This is a genomic window from Providencia sp. TYF-12, from assembly GCF_041344805.1.
In the GTDB taxonomy this organism is placed as follows: domain Bacteria; phylum Pseudomonadota; class Gammaproteobacteria; order Enterobacterales; family Enterobacteriaceae; genus Providencia; species Providencia huashanensis.
In genome coordinates this window covers 2,690,340-2,709,512 of sequence record NZ_CP166833.1, presented here as the reverse complement: position 1 = coordinate 2,709,512, position 19,173 = coordinate 2,690,340, and the positions used below count along the sequence as shown (strand labels likewise).

The window sequence follows — 19,173 nt, the reverse complement described above, 5'->3', positions numbered from 1 at the left end:
CTAAAGCAGGTAACGGAATACATTAACTATTATTGAAAACGATTAACGTGGTTTAATAACAGGTAATACAATTTTTGATGGGTGTTCGCTCGAAATATGTATGTTATTGCGGGCTACTTGTAATTTCCTATCACCTGCAATCATTTCCCCCGTATTGGTATTGAAATCATATTTGGGGAAATTACTGCTTGAGATATCTAACCGGATACGGTGGCCCTTGGTAAAGCGGTTAGCACAAGCAAATGGTTTTATCTTCACTTCAACAATTTGCTCCGGTATGAGTAACTGTTTTTGTTCATAGCCATTACGAAAGCGGCAACGTATGATGCCATCGGTGATATTCATTGCATACCCTTGTGGGTAATCATCACTTGGTGGGTAAACATCGATCAGCTTTGCTGTAAAGTCGGTATCCAGGGCATCACTACTGATCCATAATGAGACTTCAATATCCCCAGCTAAGCATACCTCTTCTTGTAATTCTTCCGTTTCAAATACCAGTACATCAGAACGAGATGCAAGGGGGAGGTTATTTCCTTTGCTACCAAAAAACTGCGGTAATTCACGCTGATCAAATGCACCGCCCCAAAATATGGGTTGCCCAGATGTTAAAGCCCCTCCAATTGTCGGGACGGGGTGTTTAGGGTCATAACAATAGGATAAAGTCACTGTTTCAGAGTATTTTTCATGGCGTAATGAATTGTCGGGCCATAAATAAAAAGCTGTAGGCTTAATATTGGGCAGCGGCCATTGGTGATGGGTTAGCCACTGGCCACCATGCTCTAAACGCCCGTTAGTATTACGTTTACCCGAACCTCCCCCCATCATAAAAATAGTTACATCCTCATGGGGGCAGTCAGTTGTATTACCTTGTAAGTGTTCTTGGAACCAAGATAAACGGCAAGATAACCAATCTTCGCTTACATTGCGGTCAAATGTTGCGATATCACCAAACTCGACATCACCACTGTGGGTGATATTACGATCCCCATGTAACCAAGGCCCCATGATTAATTTTTGCGGGGATTGTTTCTTGGTGACAAATGCACGGTAATTATCTAATGTGGAACTGACATAGGCATCATACCAGCTGGACATGAATAGTACTGGGATATCAGGTATCTGGTCATAATATCCTTCCGCATAAATGCCTATTTTCTGCCAATAATCTGTAAAACACTCTTCTTCCCACTGCTCAAACAAGTAGGATTCATATTCAGGGACATGTTTTAGTAAGGTATGTCCTTGATGCCATGGCATTGCAGCAAACCAATCATGAATATTTTCTTGCTCAAGTGCTGCTGCTATTTTAGCCGATTGTTGCGCTAATGGACTTAATTTTGCTTGCTTAAATGCCCAAGTAGCTTGTTTAAGTTCAAATGCGCCTCCTTGGCGGATCCCACACTGAAAGGCATTGGCAAAACCGCCGGAATCTAACACCATAGTTAGCAAACCTGGAGGGTTCAAACAAGCCATTGCCAATTGCGTGTGTGCGGCATATGAGAGGCCCATTGAACCTATTTTCTTATTGCTCCAAGGTTGTTCCATGATCCATTGTAATGTGTCGAAACCATCCTCGGCTTCATTAATGTATTTAGTGAATACTCCTTCAGAGTCATAGCGCCCACGGCAATCTTGAAATATCACAATAAACCCGTGGTTAACGAAATACTGGGCCATCTCTTGGCGTGTAATTTGATGTCCAGAAGCCGTTTTTTCTGAGCGTGAAGGTGCAGTTTTATCGTAAGGTGTACGCTCAATAATAACTGGGTAAGCTGCTGATAATTTTCCCTGAGGAAAATAAACATCAGTAGAAAGCGTGATCCCATCGCGCATTGTTACGCGGTAATTCTTCATATCCATCCTGCTAATACCCTATGGTTACTGCTATGGTTAATAAGCCAATTCCGACTGCCATAAAAATTAAAAATAGAGGAAAAATGTATTTTGCCCATGTCGTCCAACTTACCCCTGCGGTAGCTAAGAAGATGAGTAGCCCACTGGATGTTGGTGTGATCATATTGGTTAATCCATTGCCCATTAAAAACGCAAAGACGGTTGTTTGTGGCGAAACGCCTGAAATTTCCCCAACTGGACCTAAAATTGGCATAGTAACGGCGGCTTGACCTGATGTGGAAGGGATGGCGACATCCAGTAATAACTGCGAAAGGAACATGCTATATGACGAGATATAAGCACCATGGTCGCCAACTAAACCAACTAGTTGATGAATAATGGTATCGAGAATTTTCCCTTGTGAAAGAATAATTTCAACGGCGGTAGCTAGGCCAATTAAGACACCAGCAATCAGCACTTTTTTCATCCCGCTGACAAAGGCATCCGCCGCTGCACTGGCGGTTAAGCCGCTACAAAAAGTGAGAATGACACTTAAAAATAAATAATAAGCAGATAAATCATTATTTTTCCAATGCCAGCGATTAGACGCATAAACTAAAAATGCCACGCCAATCGCTAAAACAATGAGCATGAGTTTATGGCGGCGGGTTAACTGACTTGATTGGACATGTTCTTCGACAACATAAGAAGTTAATGTTGTCTTACGAATGCTATAGAAAACAAATAAGATCCCTAAAGTAATAAACACAAAGTAGGCTGCAACCCGCATACTGAGGCCGCTAAACACAGGTAAGCCAACGAGCGGTTGTGCAATAGATAAGGCATATGGGTTAGTAATTGATGCCAAATAACCCACTTTGACAGCGATAGCGACAATAGCAAGACCGATGAGCTCATTAAGCCCGACACGCTTCATTAAGGCAATAACCATCGGGATCACTAAAAGATACTCTTTAGCTAACCCCATAAAGGTACTACCCATAGAAAAAACAATCATTAAAAAAGGGATTAAGAGGTAAATATTGCCACGAGTGACATGCAGCAACCTTTCTAAACCTGACTCAATCGCGCCTGTTTTATTGAGAATACCAAACATGCCACCAATAAATAGCACCATATAAATAAGTGGGGATTGTTTAATAATTCCTTCAGGAATGGCTTTGAATAGCTGAAGTAGGCTGACAGGAGCCGCTTCATTTTCAGCCGGTTTTTCTATTCCCAATACTTGGTCAACAGTTACTTGTTTTGTGATGGTTTGGTAGGAACCTGGAATGACCTTTTTACCCTCACGTTCATACTGCCCTGAATTAACAAAGTAAGTCATTAAAAAAGCAATAATAACAATGGTTAACATCACTAAAACGGGGTTCATTTGCCAGCCAGGAGATGGTGATGGGCTGTGTATTGTGGTTTGTGTTGGTTGCATGGGTGTTATCTCTTTTATTGTATTAATTATAAGTGGTAACCGAGTTGCCTCGAAATACGTTGAGTCGCTTGGAGTAATTGCTCCGTCATATTGTGTTCTTTTTCATCAGAAAAGCGGCTAAGAGGAAGGCTGATACTGAGTGCTGCAATGCATTCGCCCTGTTGAGAAAAAATAGGGGCGGCAATAGCACCTATTCCCGCCGTTAATTCCCCGCGTGTAATGGCGAAACCCCGTGCCCGTATTTCGTCAAGGGATTTGGTCAGGGAGGCATTTTTTTCAACAAAGGGCGCCTGCACAGTGGTAGGAGCATAGGCGAGTAATACTCTTCCTGAGGCACCTGAACCGAGTGGGCGGCGGTTACCAGCTTCACTGCGAACTTGTAGTGACTGCCCTGAAGCTTTATGAAGAACTTGCAAAATTTCATTGTGATCACGTATACGCAGTTGAATGTTTTCATCAAAAAGTTGGCGTAGATGTTCAGCTTCAATATCAGCTACTTGGATATAGTTGATTTGCTGGCGAGCACAATTTCCTAAGCTTAATAATTGATGACCCAAATGATAGGTAACAGGGTTATCATTTTTTTGTACAAAATCACGATGCTCCAATGTGCATAATAGCCTGTATACTTTAGATTTATTCATTCCAGATAAGCGAGCTAGCTCACTTAATCCAAGGTTATTTTTCTCACCTAATAACATCATCAGTAATAAAGCATCATCAACAGCCGTCACAATATTGTCTTTCATGATTGCCTCACTTGGTTTGTACAGTAAACCACTGGTTTATATAATAAAATTAGCATGGGGAATAACTAAAAATGATTCAAGAGAGTTGTTAATAAATTGTGAGGTGGATTAGGTTTTTGAAAATGAATTTAGCGTGTTAGAAAGCGTATTTAATAATTGATTTTTTATATAAAACAATTGGTTAATTTCTATTTGGCAAATAAAGAAAGCGGATGGCTATTCAAGTAAAAAACAAAATAAACAGAGATAAAAAACCTTAAAAAGTAATTTAATTGGTTCGCCTGATAAAATGAATGGATACACCACCAATAATTAATACAACGCCTATTAATTGTAAGTAGACATTTTGACTATGTGCGCCATTTACAAGGTCAATCACTAAGCTTGAAATCATTTGGCCGCAAATAGCCAGTATTGAGGTGAGCATGACACCAAGCAATGGTAGAACATAGCTATTAATGATAACAAAAAATGCACCAATGATACCGCCAATGAATGCAACTAACGGGATCTCATTGAAATTAAACAGGTATATTTTAAAAATGAGCACCATGATAGTGAGAAACAAAAAACCAACAAAGTGGTTGATTAGTGAACTGTAGAACGCATTATGTTGTTGAGCTAATTTGCCATTTAATGTGCGGCTAATGACAATACAAATACCATTTAGTAATGCGATAAAAATATATATACTCATTTTATTATTTTCCTATAATTAACAAGCTGCAGCCTGTTATTAATAATGTACACATCAGAAAGTCACTAACTGTAATTTTACGTTTTATCACACCAAACCAGCCCATAGCGTCTACTAATAAACCGAATATAATTTGGCCGGTGATCATTAAAATAATGCTTCCCGCAAGTGATAGTGGGCTATTAACGGTTATTGCTGCCAATAAAACGGTAAAGCCTCCAGGAATACCACCTAAATACCAAATCATTTTCCCTTTTTTTATGGCTTGTGGCTGAACTTGTTGTTTTCTTACTTGTTGTTTCCTTTTTTGTAAGTAAAAAAAATAAATAACGAGTGAAAATAATGTTCCGATGCCATGAGTAAGCCATGATGCTGTCAATGGTGTTGTAAAGCGGGCTAGGTAACTATTTGCCATGATCATCATTGACAGTAAAACCCCAGAGGCTAAGGCAAGAAAAGATAGAATATATTTATTTTTCATAATGATATGTCTTATCGCGTAAACATTGTATTTCTGTAGCGATAAGGTATGCTGTTTTTTCTTTGGTATCAAGAAAACACACTGTTTCCTTTTGGTTGACAATGGGGTATCTATGGATATGAATGCATTTCCAGTTTTGATTGCAGTGGCTGATAGTTTAAGTCTGACTAAAGCGGCAAATTCATTAAATATGACTAAATCGGCGGTAAGTAAAACAATTCAAATCGTCGAAGACAAACTGGGAATAAAACTTTTCCATCGTACTACTCGAACGGTAAGTTTGACGGAAGCGGGGGCTGTATATATTCGTTATATTCGACAATCTTATCAATTCGCGGTTATGGCAGATGATATTGCCGCTAAATTTAGTGATAAAATAACAGGAACTCTGAGGGTTTCAGCTCCAATGTCTTTTGGTACTTTACACTTAGCTAAAGTTCTCCCCCAGTTTATGCAAAGATACCCTGAGCTTAATGTTGAGTTATCTTTTAATGATAAAGTAGTAGATTTAATTAGTGAGGGATATGACCTAGCTATTCGTATTGGTGAGTTGCCTGATTCGTCCTTAATTGCGCGTAAATTATCCCCTTGCCATAGTCGGCTGTATGCATCGAAATCTTATCTGGCGAAATATGGTTCTCCCCAAAAAGTCGCCGATCTTAAAGGGTATAATTGTTTGTGCTATTCATTTTACCAAGCAGGGCAAGAGTGGGTATTTTACCAAAAAGGGAAAAAATATAGCCATATACCAAAAGGGTCTTTTCGTGCCAATAATAGTCAGGCACTAATCCAAGCCGTATTAGCGGATATAGGTATCGCATTGTTACCTTATTTCATTACGGCTATAGGTGACAGTAACCATCAATTAGTTCCTTTATTGGGGAATTATCAATTACCTGAGCACAATATCTATGCGGTATATCCTGCAAAAGAATACTTACCACGAAAAGTCTCAGCATTTACCGAGTTTTTAATTGAACAGTTTGGAACGGGGAGTCAGTATCAAAAATTAATCGAAGGGATTTCTTAATTGTGATGCTCTGTGGCAGAATAAAATTTACTCTTCTTATATAGGTAACGTAGATGAAAATAGCGCTGATTGGTTCAGGTAAAATAATCATGATGGCTCTTGATGCGCTAACGCAGGTGCAAGGGGTAGAATTGGCCGCATTATGTGTTAGGGCTGAAAGTATTGAAAAGGGGGAGTCAATCTGTCAACAATTTGATATAGCTAGCTTGTATACGGATTACGAAAAACTCTTACAACAGCCGGATATTGATGTTGTATATATTGGGCTTCCAAATCATCTGCATTACAAATATACCTATGATGCGTTGATGGCAAATAAGCATGTTATTTGTGAGAAACCTTTCACGCCAGATTGGGAACAGTTGCAGGAGTTAATTTCTTTATCACGTCAAAAAGGTTTATATCTATTCGAAGCTATTACATCAATACACACACCTGAATTTCATTTTATTAAGCAATATATTGATAAAATAGGCGAAATAAAAATAATTCAAGGTAATTATTCACAATATTCAAGCCGATATAATGATTATTTACAAGGCCATATTCATGCTGCATTTGACCCCAAACAAGCAGGTGGAGCACTGTATGATATCAACCTTTATAATATTTATCTGTTATCCGCATTATTGGGGGCTCCAGAGAAAAGCCAATATATTTGCAACAAAGGGTATAATGGGATTGATACTTCAGGTGTATTAACGGCCTATTTTTCTACTGCGGTAGCTACTTGTGTTGGCGCTAAAGATTCAGCAAGTCCAGGTTATTTTATTATTCAAGGGACGAAAGGCTATATTCGTGTTATTGGCGCACCGAGTCTTTGTGAATCAGTTGAGGTGTGTATTGATGGGGACATCACAACGATTTCTCGGGATAGGGCAATTAATCATATGGTTTACGAATTTGCGTTCTTTCGTGATCAGATTGCCTCCAATAAATTAACGACTAGCCAAGAATTGCTAGAATTGGCATTAACCGTCTCGAAGATACTGAGTCAATCAAAACATGATGTAGGCTTAGTATTTGAGTAACCTACTTTTAGGTTGCTTTTTATACCTCGGTGTATGAAAACACCGAGGGTACCGAACACTCTGGTTTAAAACGAATATAATGAAGCAATAGAATCACCGAGTTTTTGTGCGAGTTCAGATGCGGCATACCTATCCATAACGATCTCTATATAAGCAGCATTGTCTGATAACTCTGCTGCTTTTATTGCGGCATCTAGCTCGTTACAATCAGTGACTCTCTGGCAATACCAATTTGTACACCCCAGTGCTGCGGGTAATTGTGCATAATTCCATTGAGCTATATCATTGTAATAAGCTTCAGGGTTTTTACAGAGTAAGCGCTCAATTAGGTAACCATCATTATTGAGTACAAAAATAATGGGTTTTAAACCAAAACGGGCAAACTGACTAATTTCTTGTACTGTCAATTGGTGTGAACCTTCCCCTGTGACTAGAATAACACGTCGCTGTGGTGCAGCGATGGCCGCGCCAAAGGCAGCGGGGGTCGCCCAGCCAATCGAACCCCATAGAGTCTGGTTATAGACCTGAGCATTTTCAGGTAATAAGGCGAAACCTAAGCCCATGGAAGCGGTGCCTGTTTCCGTAATAATAATATCATCCTTTTTAAACATTTTTTCTAGGCGTGGATAGAGGTAGGCGGCGGTAATTTTCCCTTGTTGATTTTGAATTGGTTCTCCGAGCCCTTGTGCTGTGATGCCTCGATGGTTTAATGATGGGGCTAGCCTTTTCAGTTCGCTAAGCACGTCTTTCATATAAACTTGTGGATAAACGGCAGAGCCTATTTTGACATGGTCTGCTAGAATATTAATCCAGTTTTCCACTTTAACAGTTGCGGTAAAACTCCCTGAATTAAAATCAGTTAATACAGCCCCTATACCTAAAATACAGTCACAATTTTCAACAAATTCAGCGACAGCATGGTTCATTAATTGGCCATTATAAATCCCCATATAGCTCGGATTAGACTCACTTAAAATAGCTTTATCCATAAACATGGTTGCATAAGGAAGCCCTGTTTTATTGATAATAGTTTGAACATCGTCAGCTAAGCCGAGTCGAGCCGTTAAAATACCGGGAATAACGCAGGCTTGTGAGCTTGAATTGAGTTTTTCTATGATAGCGGTTACTGCAGCTGATAGTGACTCATCATTACTTTTATGTATAGTGATTGTTTCAGTGTTTTCATCTGCGATGACAGGCATGACTGCGTAGTCAGAGGGAAAACCTAGGTAAACAGGGCGCCGCTCATGTAAGGCTGTCGTGATTAAACGTTCGGTTTCTGCTATACAGTTTTCAGGTGTTAAAATGGCATGAGCACAGCTTAAATGTTGGCTCATTTGATAAAAAACATCAAAATCACCATTACCAAGAGAATGGTGAACTAAGCGATGTTTTTTCTGCACGCCGCTTGCTGGCATCCCTACAAGGTGGAAAATAGCAAGGTTTTCAGCATAAGAACCGGCAATACCATTTAATGCGCTCAGTTCGCCCACACCAAAGGTTGTAGACAGTGCGGCGGCACCCTTTGTCCGCGCATAGCCGTCTGCTGCATATGAGGCGTTTAATTCGTTGCAATTGCCTATCCAACGCATATTTTTACTTTCACAAACTGCATCTTCAATTGGGAAGGCGTAGTCACCAGCAACACCAAAAATGTCACAAATTCCAATTTCGTTTAAGCGGCTCAGAACATGTTCAATGACTGTCTTACTCATTATATTGCTCCTAGTAATTATATTAGACAAATCTTCTGCTTTATATTATTTCTAGTGCATAATTCTCTTATTTGGAAATCACATATAATCATCGTAGCTATAACTAAAAGTAATAGGTGAAGAAATGGACGTACGCGCAATACGATATTTTGTAGAGGTTGTACAACTTAATGGGTTCAGCCGAGCGGCGAAAAGCTTATTTATTACACAACCGGCAATCAGTCGAAGTATTCAAAAGTTGGAGCAGGAGCTTGGTTATATTTTATTAGTGAGGGCACCTGATGGGGTTAAGCTGACTGATGAAGGCGAAATTCTGTACCGTTACGGGGTGCAATTACTTGAACTTTTTAACAATATGAAAAAATCACTGAAAGAGAGGTCAGGACCATTAGCAGGTATCTTACATGTGGGTTTACCCCCAGTTATTGCTTCTACATATTTTGCTGACATAATCATGAAATTTAGCCAGAGTTACCCTGATATTGAGTTGAAAATTCATGAGTTAGGCACACGTAAAATGATGGATGCACTATTAAATGGAGACGTGGAAACTGCTGCCGTTATGCTGCCATTTGACAATGAGGACTATGATTTACATATTTTTGCAACTGACCGCTTGGTACTCTTAGTGAATGAACAGCATGCATTGTTTGAGAAAGAAACGGTCAAGTTTAGTGAATTAGTGAATGAGCCTTTCATTTTCTTTTCAGATGATTTTTTAATTAATGAATTAGTTATTAGTGCATGTGGTATTTATGGTAAGCAACCAATAATTGCAGGACGTAGTCACCACCTAGATTTGGTTACTGCAATGGTTAAAGCTGGGGTTGGGGTGACATTGCTTCCTGATAGCATGTGGAATAAAAGCAATTCGAAAGGGTTATCTGCCATTTCGGTGATTGAGCCTGTACTGTCTTATGACTTAGCCTTAGCAACATTAAAAAGCAGCCACCAAAACCGCCGTGTAAAACTATGGCATGATTTGGCGGTAGAGATGCTTAAAGACCAAAGTCACTAGATTCCTGGTGTTTATTACTAAAAAATACGATGCAGGACGAAGCAAGTAGGGGCGGGTTTAAATGCATTGAGGCATTTGGTTTTATAGAAATATTGATGTTCAAGTGAAATAAAAAGTGTAAAGCCCATAGGTTTTATGCGCTTTACACTATTAGATAATAAAATGCATTAGTGTGAGACTAAAGTGGTAGTTTACACATTAAACAGGAAGTTAAGTACATCGCCGTCTTTAACGATATAATCTTTACCTTCAGCGCGCATTTTACCTGCTTCTTTAGCACCTTGTTCGCCGCGATATTGAATAAAATCATCAAAAGCGATAGTTTGTGCGCGGATAAAGCCTTTTTCGAAGTCAGTATGAATTTTACCTGCTGCTTGTGGGGCTGTTGCTCCGACAGGAATAGTCCATGCACGTACTTCTTTGACACCCGCCGTGAAATAAGTTTGCAAGTTTAACAATTCATATCCTGCGCGAATAACGCGGTTAAGACCGGGTTCTTCGATGCCTAAATCTGCCATAAACTCATCACGTTCTTCATCTTCCAGTTCGGCAATATCAGACTCAATCGCCGCACAAACTGGAACAACGACAGAACCTTCCGCTTCAGCAATTTTATAAACGACATCTAAGAAAGGGTTATTCTCAAAGCCATCTTCATTGACGTTAGCAATGTACATGGTTGGTTTTAATGTTAAAAAGCTTAAATAACGGATTGCGGCTTTATCTTCCGCTGATAAGTCTAAAGTGCGTAACATGCCGGCTTGCTCAAGATGTGGCAAGCATTTTTCTAAAGCTTCTAATTCTGCTTTTGCGTCTTTATCGCCACCTTTAGCCCGTTTTTGTACACGGTGAATAGCACGCTCGCAGGTATCGAGATCGGCTAATGCTAGCTCTGTATTAATGACTTCAATATCTTCTGCTGGGTTAACTTGACCTGCAACGTGAATAATATTGTCATTTTCAAAACAACGGACGACATGACCGATAGCTTCAGTTTCACGAATATTAGTTAAAAACTGGTTACCTAGGCCTTCACCTTTGGATGCGCCTTTCACTAAGCCCGCAATATCCACAAATTCCATAGTGGTTGGTAAAATACGTTGTGGCTTTACAATCTCAGCTAATTGCTCAAGACGTGGGTCTGGCATTGGTACAACACCCGTATTGGGTTCAATTGTACAGAAAGGAAAGTTGGCTGCTTCGATGCCGGCTTTGGTCAATGCATTGAATAGGGTGGATTTACCCACGTTAGGTAGACCAACGATACCGCATTTAAAACCCATATGTTTCTCACCTTAATAGCAAGGGGCAGACGTATGCTGCACCTAATGTTTAGAAATTGGCGCTGATTATACACAAAAAGTTGATTTTGATGAAATGAACTCTTATGCGGAGGCTTTAAAGCTATGGAGCCTATTTATTGCTTTATCCATTCCATCTGTAAGTAGAATATCAGTGCATCTTGTTGCTTCATCAATAGCGTCATCAATGAGCTTTTGTTCAGAAAGCGGGGGCTTACCGAGCACAAAGCCAACAACTTTGTTTTTATCACCGGGGTGCCCAATACCAATACGTAAACGGTAAAAGTTAGGGTTATTGGCAAATTTACTTTGAATATCCTTTAAACCGTTATGGCCGCCATTACTGCCGCCTAATTTCATTTTCGCTACGCCGGGTGGCAAGTCGAGTTCATCATGGGCGACTAAAATTTCATCAAGGTTAATACGATAAAAATTAGCGATGGCCGCAACGGATTTACCGCTAAGATTCATAAATGTGGTTGGAACTAATAAGCGAATATCATTGCCAGCCATGTTTATACGTGCGGTATAACCGAAAAACTTAGCTTCTTCTTTTAACGGTTGATTATGGCGCTCGGCCAGTAAATCGACATACCATGCCCCTGCGTTGTGACGTGTTTGTGCATATTCCGCACCTGGATTTGCAAGTCCAACAATTAATTTAATTTTGCTCACGGCGACTATTTCACTGTCAGTTTATGGAAGTAATACGCTAGTTTACCTTGAGAAATGGGAGATGTACAAAATTGTCATGGGTAAAATTACCCTAAGTATAGTTACGCTATAAATTATTCGGATTTTCTATTTTTTTGATAAAAAGCATTTTTTGTGTAGAAATCCTAGCTAACTTCCTTTCTTGTGATGCTCATCGCAAAAAATTTTACTTAATGCACTATAATCATTACATAAATATAAAGTATTACCGAATTTTTTTACACATGCTTACTTATCAGTTTACTGGTACTGGAGGTATATATGAAACGGAAAAGCGCTCATCTTCTTGGTAATGTTCTTATGGGAATAGGGATGGTTTTAATGATAGGGAGCATAGGCATCAACTTATTCTCTCATATTGTTAATCTCAATCTTTCTGAGCTTGTTACTAATGGTTCCCTGTTTGGTATTTTCATCGGTGCTATTGTTTGGCTTACGGGTGCGAGAGTCGGTGGCCGAGAAAAAGTTGCAGACCGTTATTGGTTGTTAAAACGCCATTATCATTCACGTAGGGATAATCACCGTTATCCATAAATAGTGACTAGTTTATAGGGCGTGTTGATGTTATTAACGGCTAGGTGAGAGTGGAAGTCAGGTGAGTTTCACTCTTGCAAGTGTAATGTCACAAAAACTTTTTGTTTTTTGAGTAAGTTGGTTATTTTTATGGCTTAAGGCGTCATAGAAATAGGTATCTATAGTTTATTTTCTTTCTAAAATCATAAAGCCCCTACAGTTATTTCTGTAGGGGCTTGTATTTTTGTGGTGACATTTAATCGTTGTCAGAACGCTAAAAACCAGCTAACGGGAATTAGTGCTCAAACATCGCTGAAATTGATTCTTCGTTGCTAATACGACGAATTGCTTCAGCCAACATACCTGAAAGTGTTAAAGTACGAACATTGCTCAGCGCTTTAATTTCAGGTGAAAGAGGGATAGTGTCACAAACAATGACTTCATCAATGACTGAATTTTTGATGTTGTCTACAGCATTACCTGAGAAAATTGGGTGAGTAGCGTATGCGAACACACGTTTTGCACCACGTTCTTTCAGTGCTTCAGCTGCTTTACACAGAGTTCCACCGGTATCAATCATATCGTCAACTAAGATGCAGTCACGACCTGAAACATCACCAATGATATGCATAACTTGAGAAACGTTTGCACGAGGACGACGTTTGTCAATAATTGCCATATCAGTGTCATTCAGGAGTTTTGCGATAGCCCTAGCACGTACCACGCCGCCGATGTCTGGGGATACAACGATTGGGTTTTCCAAATCTTTCTGTAGCATATCTTCCAGAAGGATAGGACTACCAAATACGTTATCAACAGGAACATCAAAGAAGCCCTGGATCTGCTCTGCGTGTAAATCGACAGTGAGAACACGGTCTACACCTACACTTGACAGAAAATCGGCAACAACTTTAGCGGTGATTGGTACACGGGCAGAACGTACGCGACGATCCTGTCTTGCATAACCGAAGTAAGGGATAACAGCGGTAATACGACCAGCAGAAGCACGGCGTAGGGCATCGACCATAACAACCAGTTCCATCAGGTTATCATTGGTTGGTGCACAAGTTGACTGGATGATAAAAATATCACCACCGCGAACATTTTCATTAATTTGAACACTGACTTCGCCGTCGCTAAAACGACCAACAGCCGCGTCTCCAAGATTAGTGTAAAGGCGGTTAGCAACACGTTGTGCTAGTTCCGGTGTAGCGTTACCAGCAAAAAGCTTCATATCGGGCACGAGAAAAACCTCAGGCTTGCGTCCAGAGAGATATTGTTGACCAATAGCGACAGTGCTTATTGGTGCAATACACGGGTTATCCCAGCGCGGAATTTGTGCAGAGGGGAAACATTAACTCCTTGAGCTACGAACCCTTGCACCCACGATGGGGCTTGATTTAACACCTGTAGGGCATCCGCTTGTGTTTCAAATTCAGAAAAAACACATGCGCCTGTTCCTGTCAGGCGAGACGGAGCATATTCTAACAGCCAAGAAACAAGCTGTTCAACCTCACGAAAACGTTTTCTTGCGATTGGTTCGCAGTCATTAGCGTACGGAGCCAGTAATAATGCGGCTAGGGAGCGTTTTGGAGAATTTCGATTTAATTGCGGATCTGTGAAGATCATCGGGGTTGATATTTCAATTCCGGGGTGGGCGACTAAATACCATTTCTCTTTGGGGGAAGCTTTGGTTAAAATTTCACCTATGCCTTCAGCGAAAGCAGCATGACCACGAACAAATACAGGGACATCTGCACCCAATGTTGCCCCAAGTTCAGCCAGAGTTTCATCAGTAACTTGAGTCCCCCAGTGCTCATTAAGTGCAATTAAGGTGGTAGCAGCGTTAGATGAGCCGCCACCAATACCACCGCCCATTGGTAATATTTTATGGATAGAAAGGTCTGCGCCTAACGGGCCAGAATACTGTAATACTTGTCGACAGTATGTTTGTAGCAGTTTTGCCGCACGTAAAATTAAATTTTTATCGGCAGGGACGCCCGCCATCTCTGTCAATAAATTTAGCTGGTCATCTTGACGAGTTGTGACGGTGATTTCATCGCCGTAATCCACAAATTGAAATAAAGTTTGCAACTCATGGTAGCCATCAGAGCGCTGGCCAGTAATATATAAAAAAAGATTCAATTTTGCAGGAGAGGGCCATGTTAATGTCATTTTTTCAGTGTCCAGCTATCCATTTTCAATTTAATTAACCTATCACCTTGGCGTAGTTCAAGGTAATTTGGCAGCATCGGGGATGTTTTGCTGTCATAAGAGATATAATTAAGTTGCCATTTTTCACCATTATTTTCAAAAATGACACTTTTTAAGAGGTGGTTTTCATCTAAGGTAAAATCTGTGGCACGGCCTGGAGAGCCAGTCAGCCAAGCTGTTAAGTCATCGATGGGGATTTCCATCCCAGTCAACTGATAAATTAACTCGTTAGGGACATCACTCATATGTGTTTGCCCGTCTTTGGTCGTTAAACGTGCTAAATCAGGTTCAACAGTTAGCTCAAGTTCACGACTCCCCAATGGGTTAGTGAGTAAAAGACGGTACTTTTCAGGGGTATATTGTTGCCAGAAAAACTTAGCGTAAGTTTTGGTTTCGCCACCATTATAAGCGAATGACCCGCGTGTTTGGTAATCACGTAATTGGCTTAATTCTTGTTGATGGGCTTTCCACTGGCTATCTGTAGCAGAGCTAGTCCCTTTAGTGGTGTTTTGTGACGTTGTCACGCAAGCAGTAAGGAGCAGGCAAGACAGCGGGAACAAGCGTAGCAAACGGACATTGGGACGAATAAAGGGTAACATTTGGGTTAATTGCATATCAAATCTCAAAGTTGTATTCGGTGCCGATAGCAGCATCCATTGAGTTACTGGCATTGAGCTAGTTTAGCGGTTTTGTGTTGTCGGAGTCACTTAATGGTCTAGATGATAAATAGGATAGCGAGCTAATATCAATAGAACATTCCCCATTACATGCAGATAACATAGTGTAATAATAAGAAAAATAGTGCGCTAAAATTGCTAACCAATCAATCAGATTCCTATTATTTAATTTACTATGTAGGAAAAGTAACGGCAAACAGCCAGCGTTTGCTTTCTGTGCGAAATAATTGCATTCTTTATGCATCTTATTGTAGTTAATAATGATGTGGCTGATAATTGGTAACGATATATAAATAAATTATAAAACCGATATCAGCTTTAACCTGTAAAAACAGCCATTGAAAGCCATTTTTTTGGTTTATTTTTTGGTGTTGGTCATCTTTCTGAGGGTTAGCGCTTTGCAAACCGTAGAAAGAGGGGCGCGGATCATTTACAATAGAAAAATATAAATAACAGTACTGCCAATGGTTAACTTAATTGATAGGCGCTACTGAAAATAATTAGCAATGTAAGCAATGTGAGTAAGTCGTAAAGCACAATGACCTTATTAGCCTTAGGCATCAACCATAAAACAGCACCTGTTGCCCTGCGTGAGCGGGTAACGTTTGGTCCTGAAAAAATAGACTACGCACTTGAGGACCTACTTAAGCAGCCCCAAGTGAGTGGTGGCGTTGTGCTGTCTACCTGTAATAGAACAGAGCTATACCTGAGCCTTGAATCGCAAGATCGGGCTCAAGAACAGCTAGTGAAATGGTTGTGTGATTTTCACGGTATTACCCCAAAAGATTTACAACCCAGTTTGTATTGGCATCAAGATGATAGAGCAGTTAGTCACCTAATGCGTGTAGCAAGTGGTTTGGATTCCTTGGTACTAGGGGAACCACAAATCTTAGGGCAAGTGAAAAAAGCGTTTGCACTTTCACAAGGCAACCATTCGTTATCAAGTGAGCTGGAGCGTCTTTTTCAAAAATCTTTTTCGGTTGCTAAGCGTGTACGTACAGAAACCGAAATTGGGGCGAATGCCGTTTCAGTCGCATTTGCAGCTTGTACACTTGCTCGGCAAATTTTTGAATCACTCAAGCACTTAAATATTTTGTTAGTCGGCGCAGGTGAAACTATCGAGCTTGTTGCTCGCCATTTACGTGAACATGGTGTGCAAAAAATGATGATAGCGAACCGGACTCGTGAACGGGCAGAACTATTAGCTAATGAAGTGAATGCTCAGGTGATTTCGTTATCAGATATTGATAACCGCTTAGCGGAAGCAGATATTGTCATTAGTTCTACAGCAAGCCCACTACCTATTATCGGTAAAGGGATGGTTGAACGCGCAATGAAAGTGCGCCGCAGTAAACCAATGTTGTTGATTGACATTGCAGTTCCCCGTGATATAGAACAGGATGTTGAAAAATTAAGGGATGTGTATCTCTATACTGTGGATGATCTTGAATCTATCATTGCACAGAACCTTGCTCAGAGAAAAGCAGCCGCCGTTGAAGCTGAATTTATTGTTGAGCAAGAAAGTAGTCACTTTATGGATTGGTTACGCTCACAAGCGGCAGTGTCTACAATTCGCGATTATAGAGCACAAGCTGAGGTCATTCGGGCTAATATGGCTGAAAAAGCGTTAATGGCAATTCGCCAAGGCGCAGACCCTGAGCAAGTGATCACGCAATTATCGCAACAATTAACCAATCGTCTTATTCACGCCCCAACCAAATCCTTGCAACAAGCAGCAGGAAATGGTGATATTGAGCGTCTAAATCTACTTAGGGACAGCTTAGGGCTGGACCATCAATAACCACTTTTTAATCATAGGTCTGATATAACGAATGAAGCCTTCTATTGTCGCAAAACTAGAAGCATTACAAGAACGCTACGAAGAAATTGAAGCGCACCTTGCCGATGCGGGTGTGATTGCCGATCAAGACCGTTTTCGTGCTTTATCTAAAGAATATTCTCAATTATCTGATGTGGCTAAATGCTTCACCGCATGGCGTACAGTACAGGATGATATTGAAACAGCAGAATTACTGCTGGATGATCCTGAAATGAAAGAGATGGCTCAAGAAGAGCTAAAAGAAGCGAAAGCGCGCAATGAAGAGCTAGAACAGCAGTTACAATTATTGTTACTTCCAAAAGATCCTGATGATGAATATAACTGTTTTGTTGAAATCCGTGCTGGAGCTGGGGGCGATGAAGCCGCTATTTTCGCAGGTGACTTATTCCGTATGTATAGTCGTTATGCAGAAAATAATCGTTGGCGAGTGGAATTAATGAGCACCAGTGATGGTGAGCATGGTGGTTTTAAAGAAGTCATTGCCAAAATTTCAGGGGACAGCGTATACGGGCGTTTGAAGTTCGAATCAGGAGGTCACCGAGTTCAGCGTGTCCCTGAAACTGAATCACAAGGCCGTATTCACACATCAGCGTGTACCGTCGCTATTTTGCCAGAACTCCCTGAAGCGGAATTGCCTGAAATCAGCCCAGCAGACCTGCGTATCGATACATTCCGTTCATCGGGAGCGGGTGGTCAGCACGTAAACACAACTGACTCAGCGATTCGTATTACGCACATCCCAACAGGGATCGTGGTTGAATGCCAAGATGAGCGTTCTCAGCATAAAAATAAAGCGAAAGCAATGTCTGTACTAGGTGCTCGTATTCGCCAAGCTGAAATGGATAAACGCCATGCAGCAGAGGCTTCTGAGCGCCGAAATCTATTAGGAACAGGTGACCGTTCTGACCGCATTCGCACATATAACTTCCCTCAAGGGCGTGTGACAGATCACCGCATCAACCTAACTTTGTATCGTTTAGATGAAGTAATGGAAGGGAAATTAGATTCGTTAATCCAACCAATTATTAACGAATACCAAGCAGACCAACTTTCAGCGTTGTCTGAGCAGGAATAATGCAGTACACAGAATGGCTAAAGCAGGCAGCTAACCGGCTGTCTGCAAGTGACAGTGCAAAGCGTGACGCAGAGATTTTGCTGGAACATGTGACAGGCCGTAGTCGTACCTATCTATTTGCTTTTGGTGAAACAACATTAAAAGCAGAAGAGTTTCAACATGCAGAATCACTTTTGCAACGAAGAGAAAAAGGTGAGCCGATTGCCTATATCGTTGGCGAACGTGAGTTCTGGTCACTTCCATTGTATGTTTCTCCCGCCACATTAATCCCTAGGCCTGATACAGAATGTATCGTCGAGCAGGCTTTATCTCGTTTAACAGAACAATCCAGCCAATTATTGGATTTAGGTACTGGAACTGGGGCAATTGCACTAGCTTTGGCATCTGAGATGCCTAAAAGCAAGGTTATCGGTGTAGATTTTAACCCTGATGCGGTTAAACTTGCTCAACGAAATCAACAGCGATTAAATATTTCAAATGTGCAATTTATACAAAGTGATTGGTTCGCTTCACTATCTCTTCAACAATTTGATATGATTATTAGTAATCCGCCTTACATTGACGAAAATGATAATCACCTAAGTGAAGGGGATGTGCGTTTTGAACCTTTAACGGCTTTAGTCGCTGAAAATGAAGGGTTAGCCGATTTAGCACATATTATTCAAGAGTCTAAAAAATATATTAAGAATCAAGGGTGGTTACTACTTGAACACGGTTGGACACAAGGTCCCGCGGTGCGTGGTTTATTTAAAGAACATGGGTACACCAAAATTGAGACATGCCTTGATTATGGTGGACGAGAAAGAATTTCACTTGGTCAATGGAATGGTTAAGT

Annotated in this window: 18 protein-coding genes; 7 read left to right on the top strand and 11 right to left on the bottom strand. The window is 40.6% G+C overall.

The genetic code is table 11. From position 1 onward, the window contains the following. Positions 1-42: 42 nt before the first annotated feature. From ABE954_RS12240 to ABE954_RS12220, 5 genes are all read right to left on the bottom strand, one after another. Complete coding sequence (locus ABE954_RS12240) at positions 43-1,857, bottom strand: CocE/NonD family hydrolase (protein WP_166686481.1); 1,815 nt, start codon at positions 1,855-1,857, stop codon at positions 43-45. A 10-nt stretch (positions 1,858-1,867) separates the two neighbouring features. Beyond that, on the bottom strand, positions 1,868-3,283 hold the full coding sequence (locus tag ABE954_RS12235; RefSeq protein WP_226619084.1) for a YfcC family protein: 1,416 nt from the start codon (positions 3,281-3,283) through the stop codon (positions 1,868-1,870). A 26-nt stretch (positions 3,284-3,309) separates the two neighbouring features. Next, positions 3,310-4,032 carry an IclR family transcriptional regulator gene (locus tag ABE954_RS12230; RefSeq protein WP_206227187.1) on the bottom strand — a complete coding sequence of 241 codons (723 nt, stop codon included), beginning with the start codon at positions 4,030-4,032 and terminating at the stop codon, positions 3,310-3,312. A 268-nt stretch (positions 4,033-4,300) separates the two neighbouring features. Next, a complete protein-coding gene (locus tag ABE954_RS12225; RefSeq protein WP_210814140.1) occupies positions 4,301-4,729 on the bottom strand; it encodes a DMT family transporter in 429 nt (142 codons plus the stop codon). 4 nt (positions 4,730-4,733) lie between these two features. Further along, positions 4,734-5,210, bottom strand: coding sequence for a DMT family transporter (locus ABE954_RS12220; protein ID WP_371025470.1), 477 nt, complete (start codon positions 5,208-5,210; stop codon positions 4,734-4,736). 112 nt (positions 5,211-5,322) lie between these two features. Between ABE954_RS12220 and ABE954_RS12215 the strand changes: the two genes are divergently transcribed. Further along, entirely contained in the window at positions 5,323-6,240 is a 918-nt protein-coding gene (locus ABE954_RS12215) for a LysR family transcriptional regulator (protein WP_042843948.1), read from the top strand. Between the two features lie 53 nt (positions 6,241-6,293). Further along, on the top strand, positions 6,294-7,271 hold the full coding sequence (locus tag ABE954_RS12210; RefSeq protein WP_371025469.1) for a Gfo/Idh/MocA family protein: 978 nt from the start codon (positions 6,294-6,296) through the stop codon (positions 7,269-7,271). A gap of 65 nt (positions 7,272-7,336) precedes the next feature. On the opposite strand, the gene ABE954_RS12205 is transcribed toward ABE954_RS12210, so the two are convergent. Next, positions 7,337-8,986, bottom strand: a complete 1,650-nt coding sequence (locus tag ABE954_RS12205) for an alpha-keto acid decarboxylase family protein (RefSeq protein ID WP_042843945.1) — start codon at positions 8,984-8,986, stop codon at positions 7,337-7,339. 124 nt (positions 8,987-9,110) lie between these two features. On the opposite strand from ABE954_RS12205, the gene ABE954_RS12200 reads away from it, so the two are divergent. Further along, a complete protein-coding gene (locus ABE954_RS12200) occupies positions 9,111-10,004 on the top strand; it encodes a LysR family transcriptional regulator (RefSeq protein ID WP_371025468.1) in 894 nt (297 codons plus the stop codon). Positions 10,005-10,195: 191 nt separating this feature from the next. On the opposite strand, the gene ychF is transcribed toward ABE954_RS12200, so the two are convergent. Together ychF and pth are read right to left on the bottom strand one after the other, a co-directional pair. Further along, complete coding sequence (gene ychF / locus ABE954_RS12195) at positions 10,196-11,287, bottom strand: redox-regulated ATPase YchF (RefSeq protein WP_042843943.1); 1,092 nt, start codon at positions 11,285-11,287, stop codon at positions 10,196-10,198. Between the two features lie 102 nt (positions 11,288-11,389). Next, the gene (pth, locus tag ABE954_RS12190; protein WP_042843942.1) at positions 11,390-11,980 is read right to left on the bottom strand and encodes an aminoacyl-tRNA hydrolase; all 591 of its coding nucleotides are present in this window, start codon (positions 11,978-11,980) and stop codon (positions 11,390-11,392) included. A gap of 300 nt (positions 11,981-12,280) precedes the next feature. Between pth and ychH the strand changes: the two genes are divergently transcribed. Continuing rightward, positions 12,281-12,553: a stress-induced protein YchH gene (gene ychH, locus ABE954_RS12185; RefSeq protein ID WP_034783625.1), complete on the top strand. Its 273-nt coding sequence runs from the start codon at positions 12,281-12,283 to the stop codon at positions 12,551-12,553. Between the two features lie 274 nt (positions 12,554-12,827). On the opposite strand, the gene prs is transcribed toward ychH, so the two are convergent. From prs to lolB, 3 genes are read right to left on the bottom strand one after another with little or no spacing between them, the layout of a single operon-like run. Beyond that, the gene (gene prs, locus ABE954_RS12180; RefSeq protein ID WP_042843941.1) at positions 12,828-13,775 is read right to left on the bottom strand and encodes a ribose-phosphate diphosphokinase; all 948 of its coding nucleotides are present in this window, start codon (positions 13,773-13,775) and stop codon (positions 12,828-12,830) included. 56 nt (positions 13,776-13,831) lie between these two features. Further along, on the bottom strand, positions 13,832-14,707 hold the full coding sequence (gene ispE, locus ABE954_RS12175) for a 4-(cytidine 5'-diphospho)-2-C-methyl-D-erythritol kinase (RefSeq protein WP_048607107.1): 876 nt from the start codon (positions 14,705-14,707) through the stop codon (positions 13,832-13,834). Beyond that, on the bottom strand, positions 14,704-15,333 hold the full coding sequence (gene lolB / locus ABE954_RS12170) for a lipoprotein insertase outer membrane protein LolB (protein WP_042844353.1): 630 nt from the start codon (positions 15,331-15,333) through the stop codon (positions 14,704-14,706). The genes ispE and lolB overlap by 4 nt, the downstream gene beginning before the upstream one ends. A gap of 628 nt (positions 15,334-15,961) precedes the next feature. Here lolB and hemA point away from each other — a divergent pair. From hemA to prmC, 3 genes are read left to right on the top strand one after another with little or no spacing between them, the layout of a single operon-like run. Then, on the top strand, positions 15,962-17,224 hold the full coding sequence (gene hemA / locus ABE954_RS12165; protein ID WP_042843938.1) for a glutamyl-tRNA reductase: 1,263 nt from the start codon (positions 15,962-15,964) through the stop codon (positions 17,222-17,224). 31 nt (positions 17,225-17,255) lie between these two features. Then, complete coding sequence (gene prfA / locus ABE954_RS12160) at positions 17,256-18,338, top strand: peptide chain release factor 1 (protein ID WP_042843937.1); 1,083 nt, start codon at positions 17,256-17,258, stop codon at positions 18,336-18,338. Continuing rightward, positions 18,338-19,171, top strand: coding sequence for a peptide chain release factor N(5)-glutamine methyltransferase (gene prmC / locus ABE954_RS12155; RefSeq protein WP_042843936.1), 834 nt, complete (start codon positions 18,338-18,340; stop codon positions 19,169-19,171). Before prfA ends, prmC begins: the two co-directional genes overlap by 1 nt. Positions 19,172-19,173: the final 2 nt, after the last annotated feature.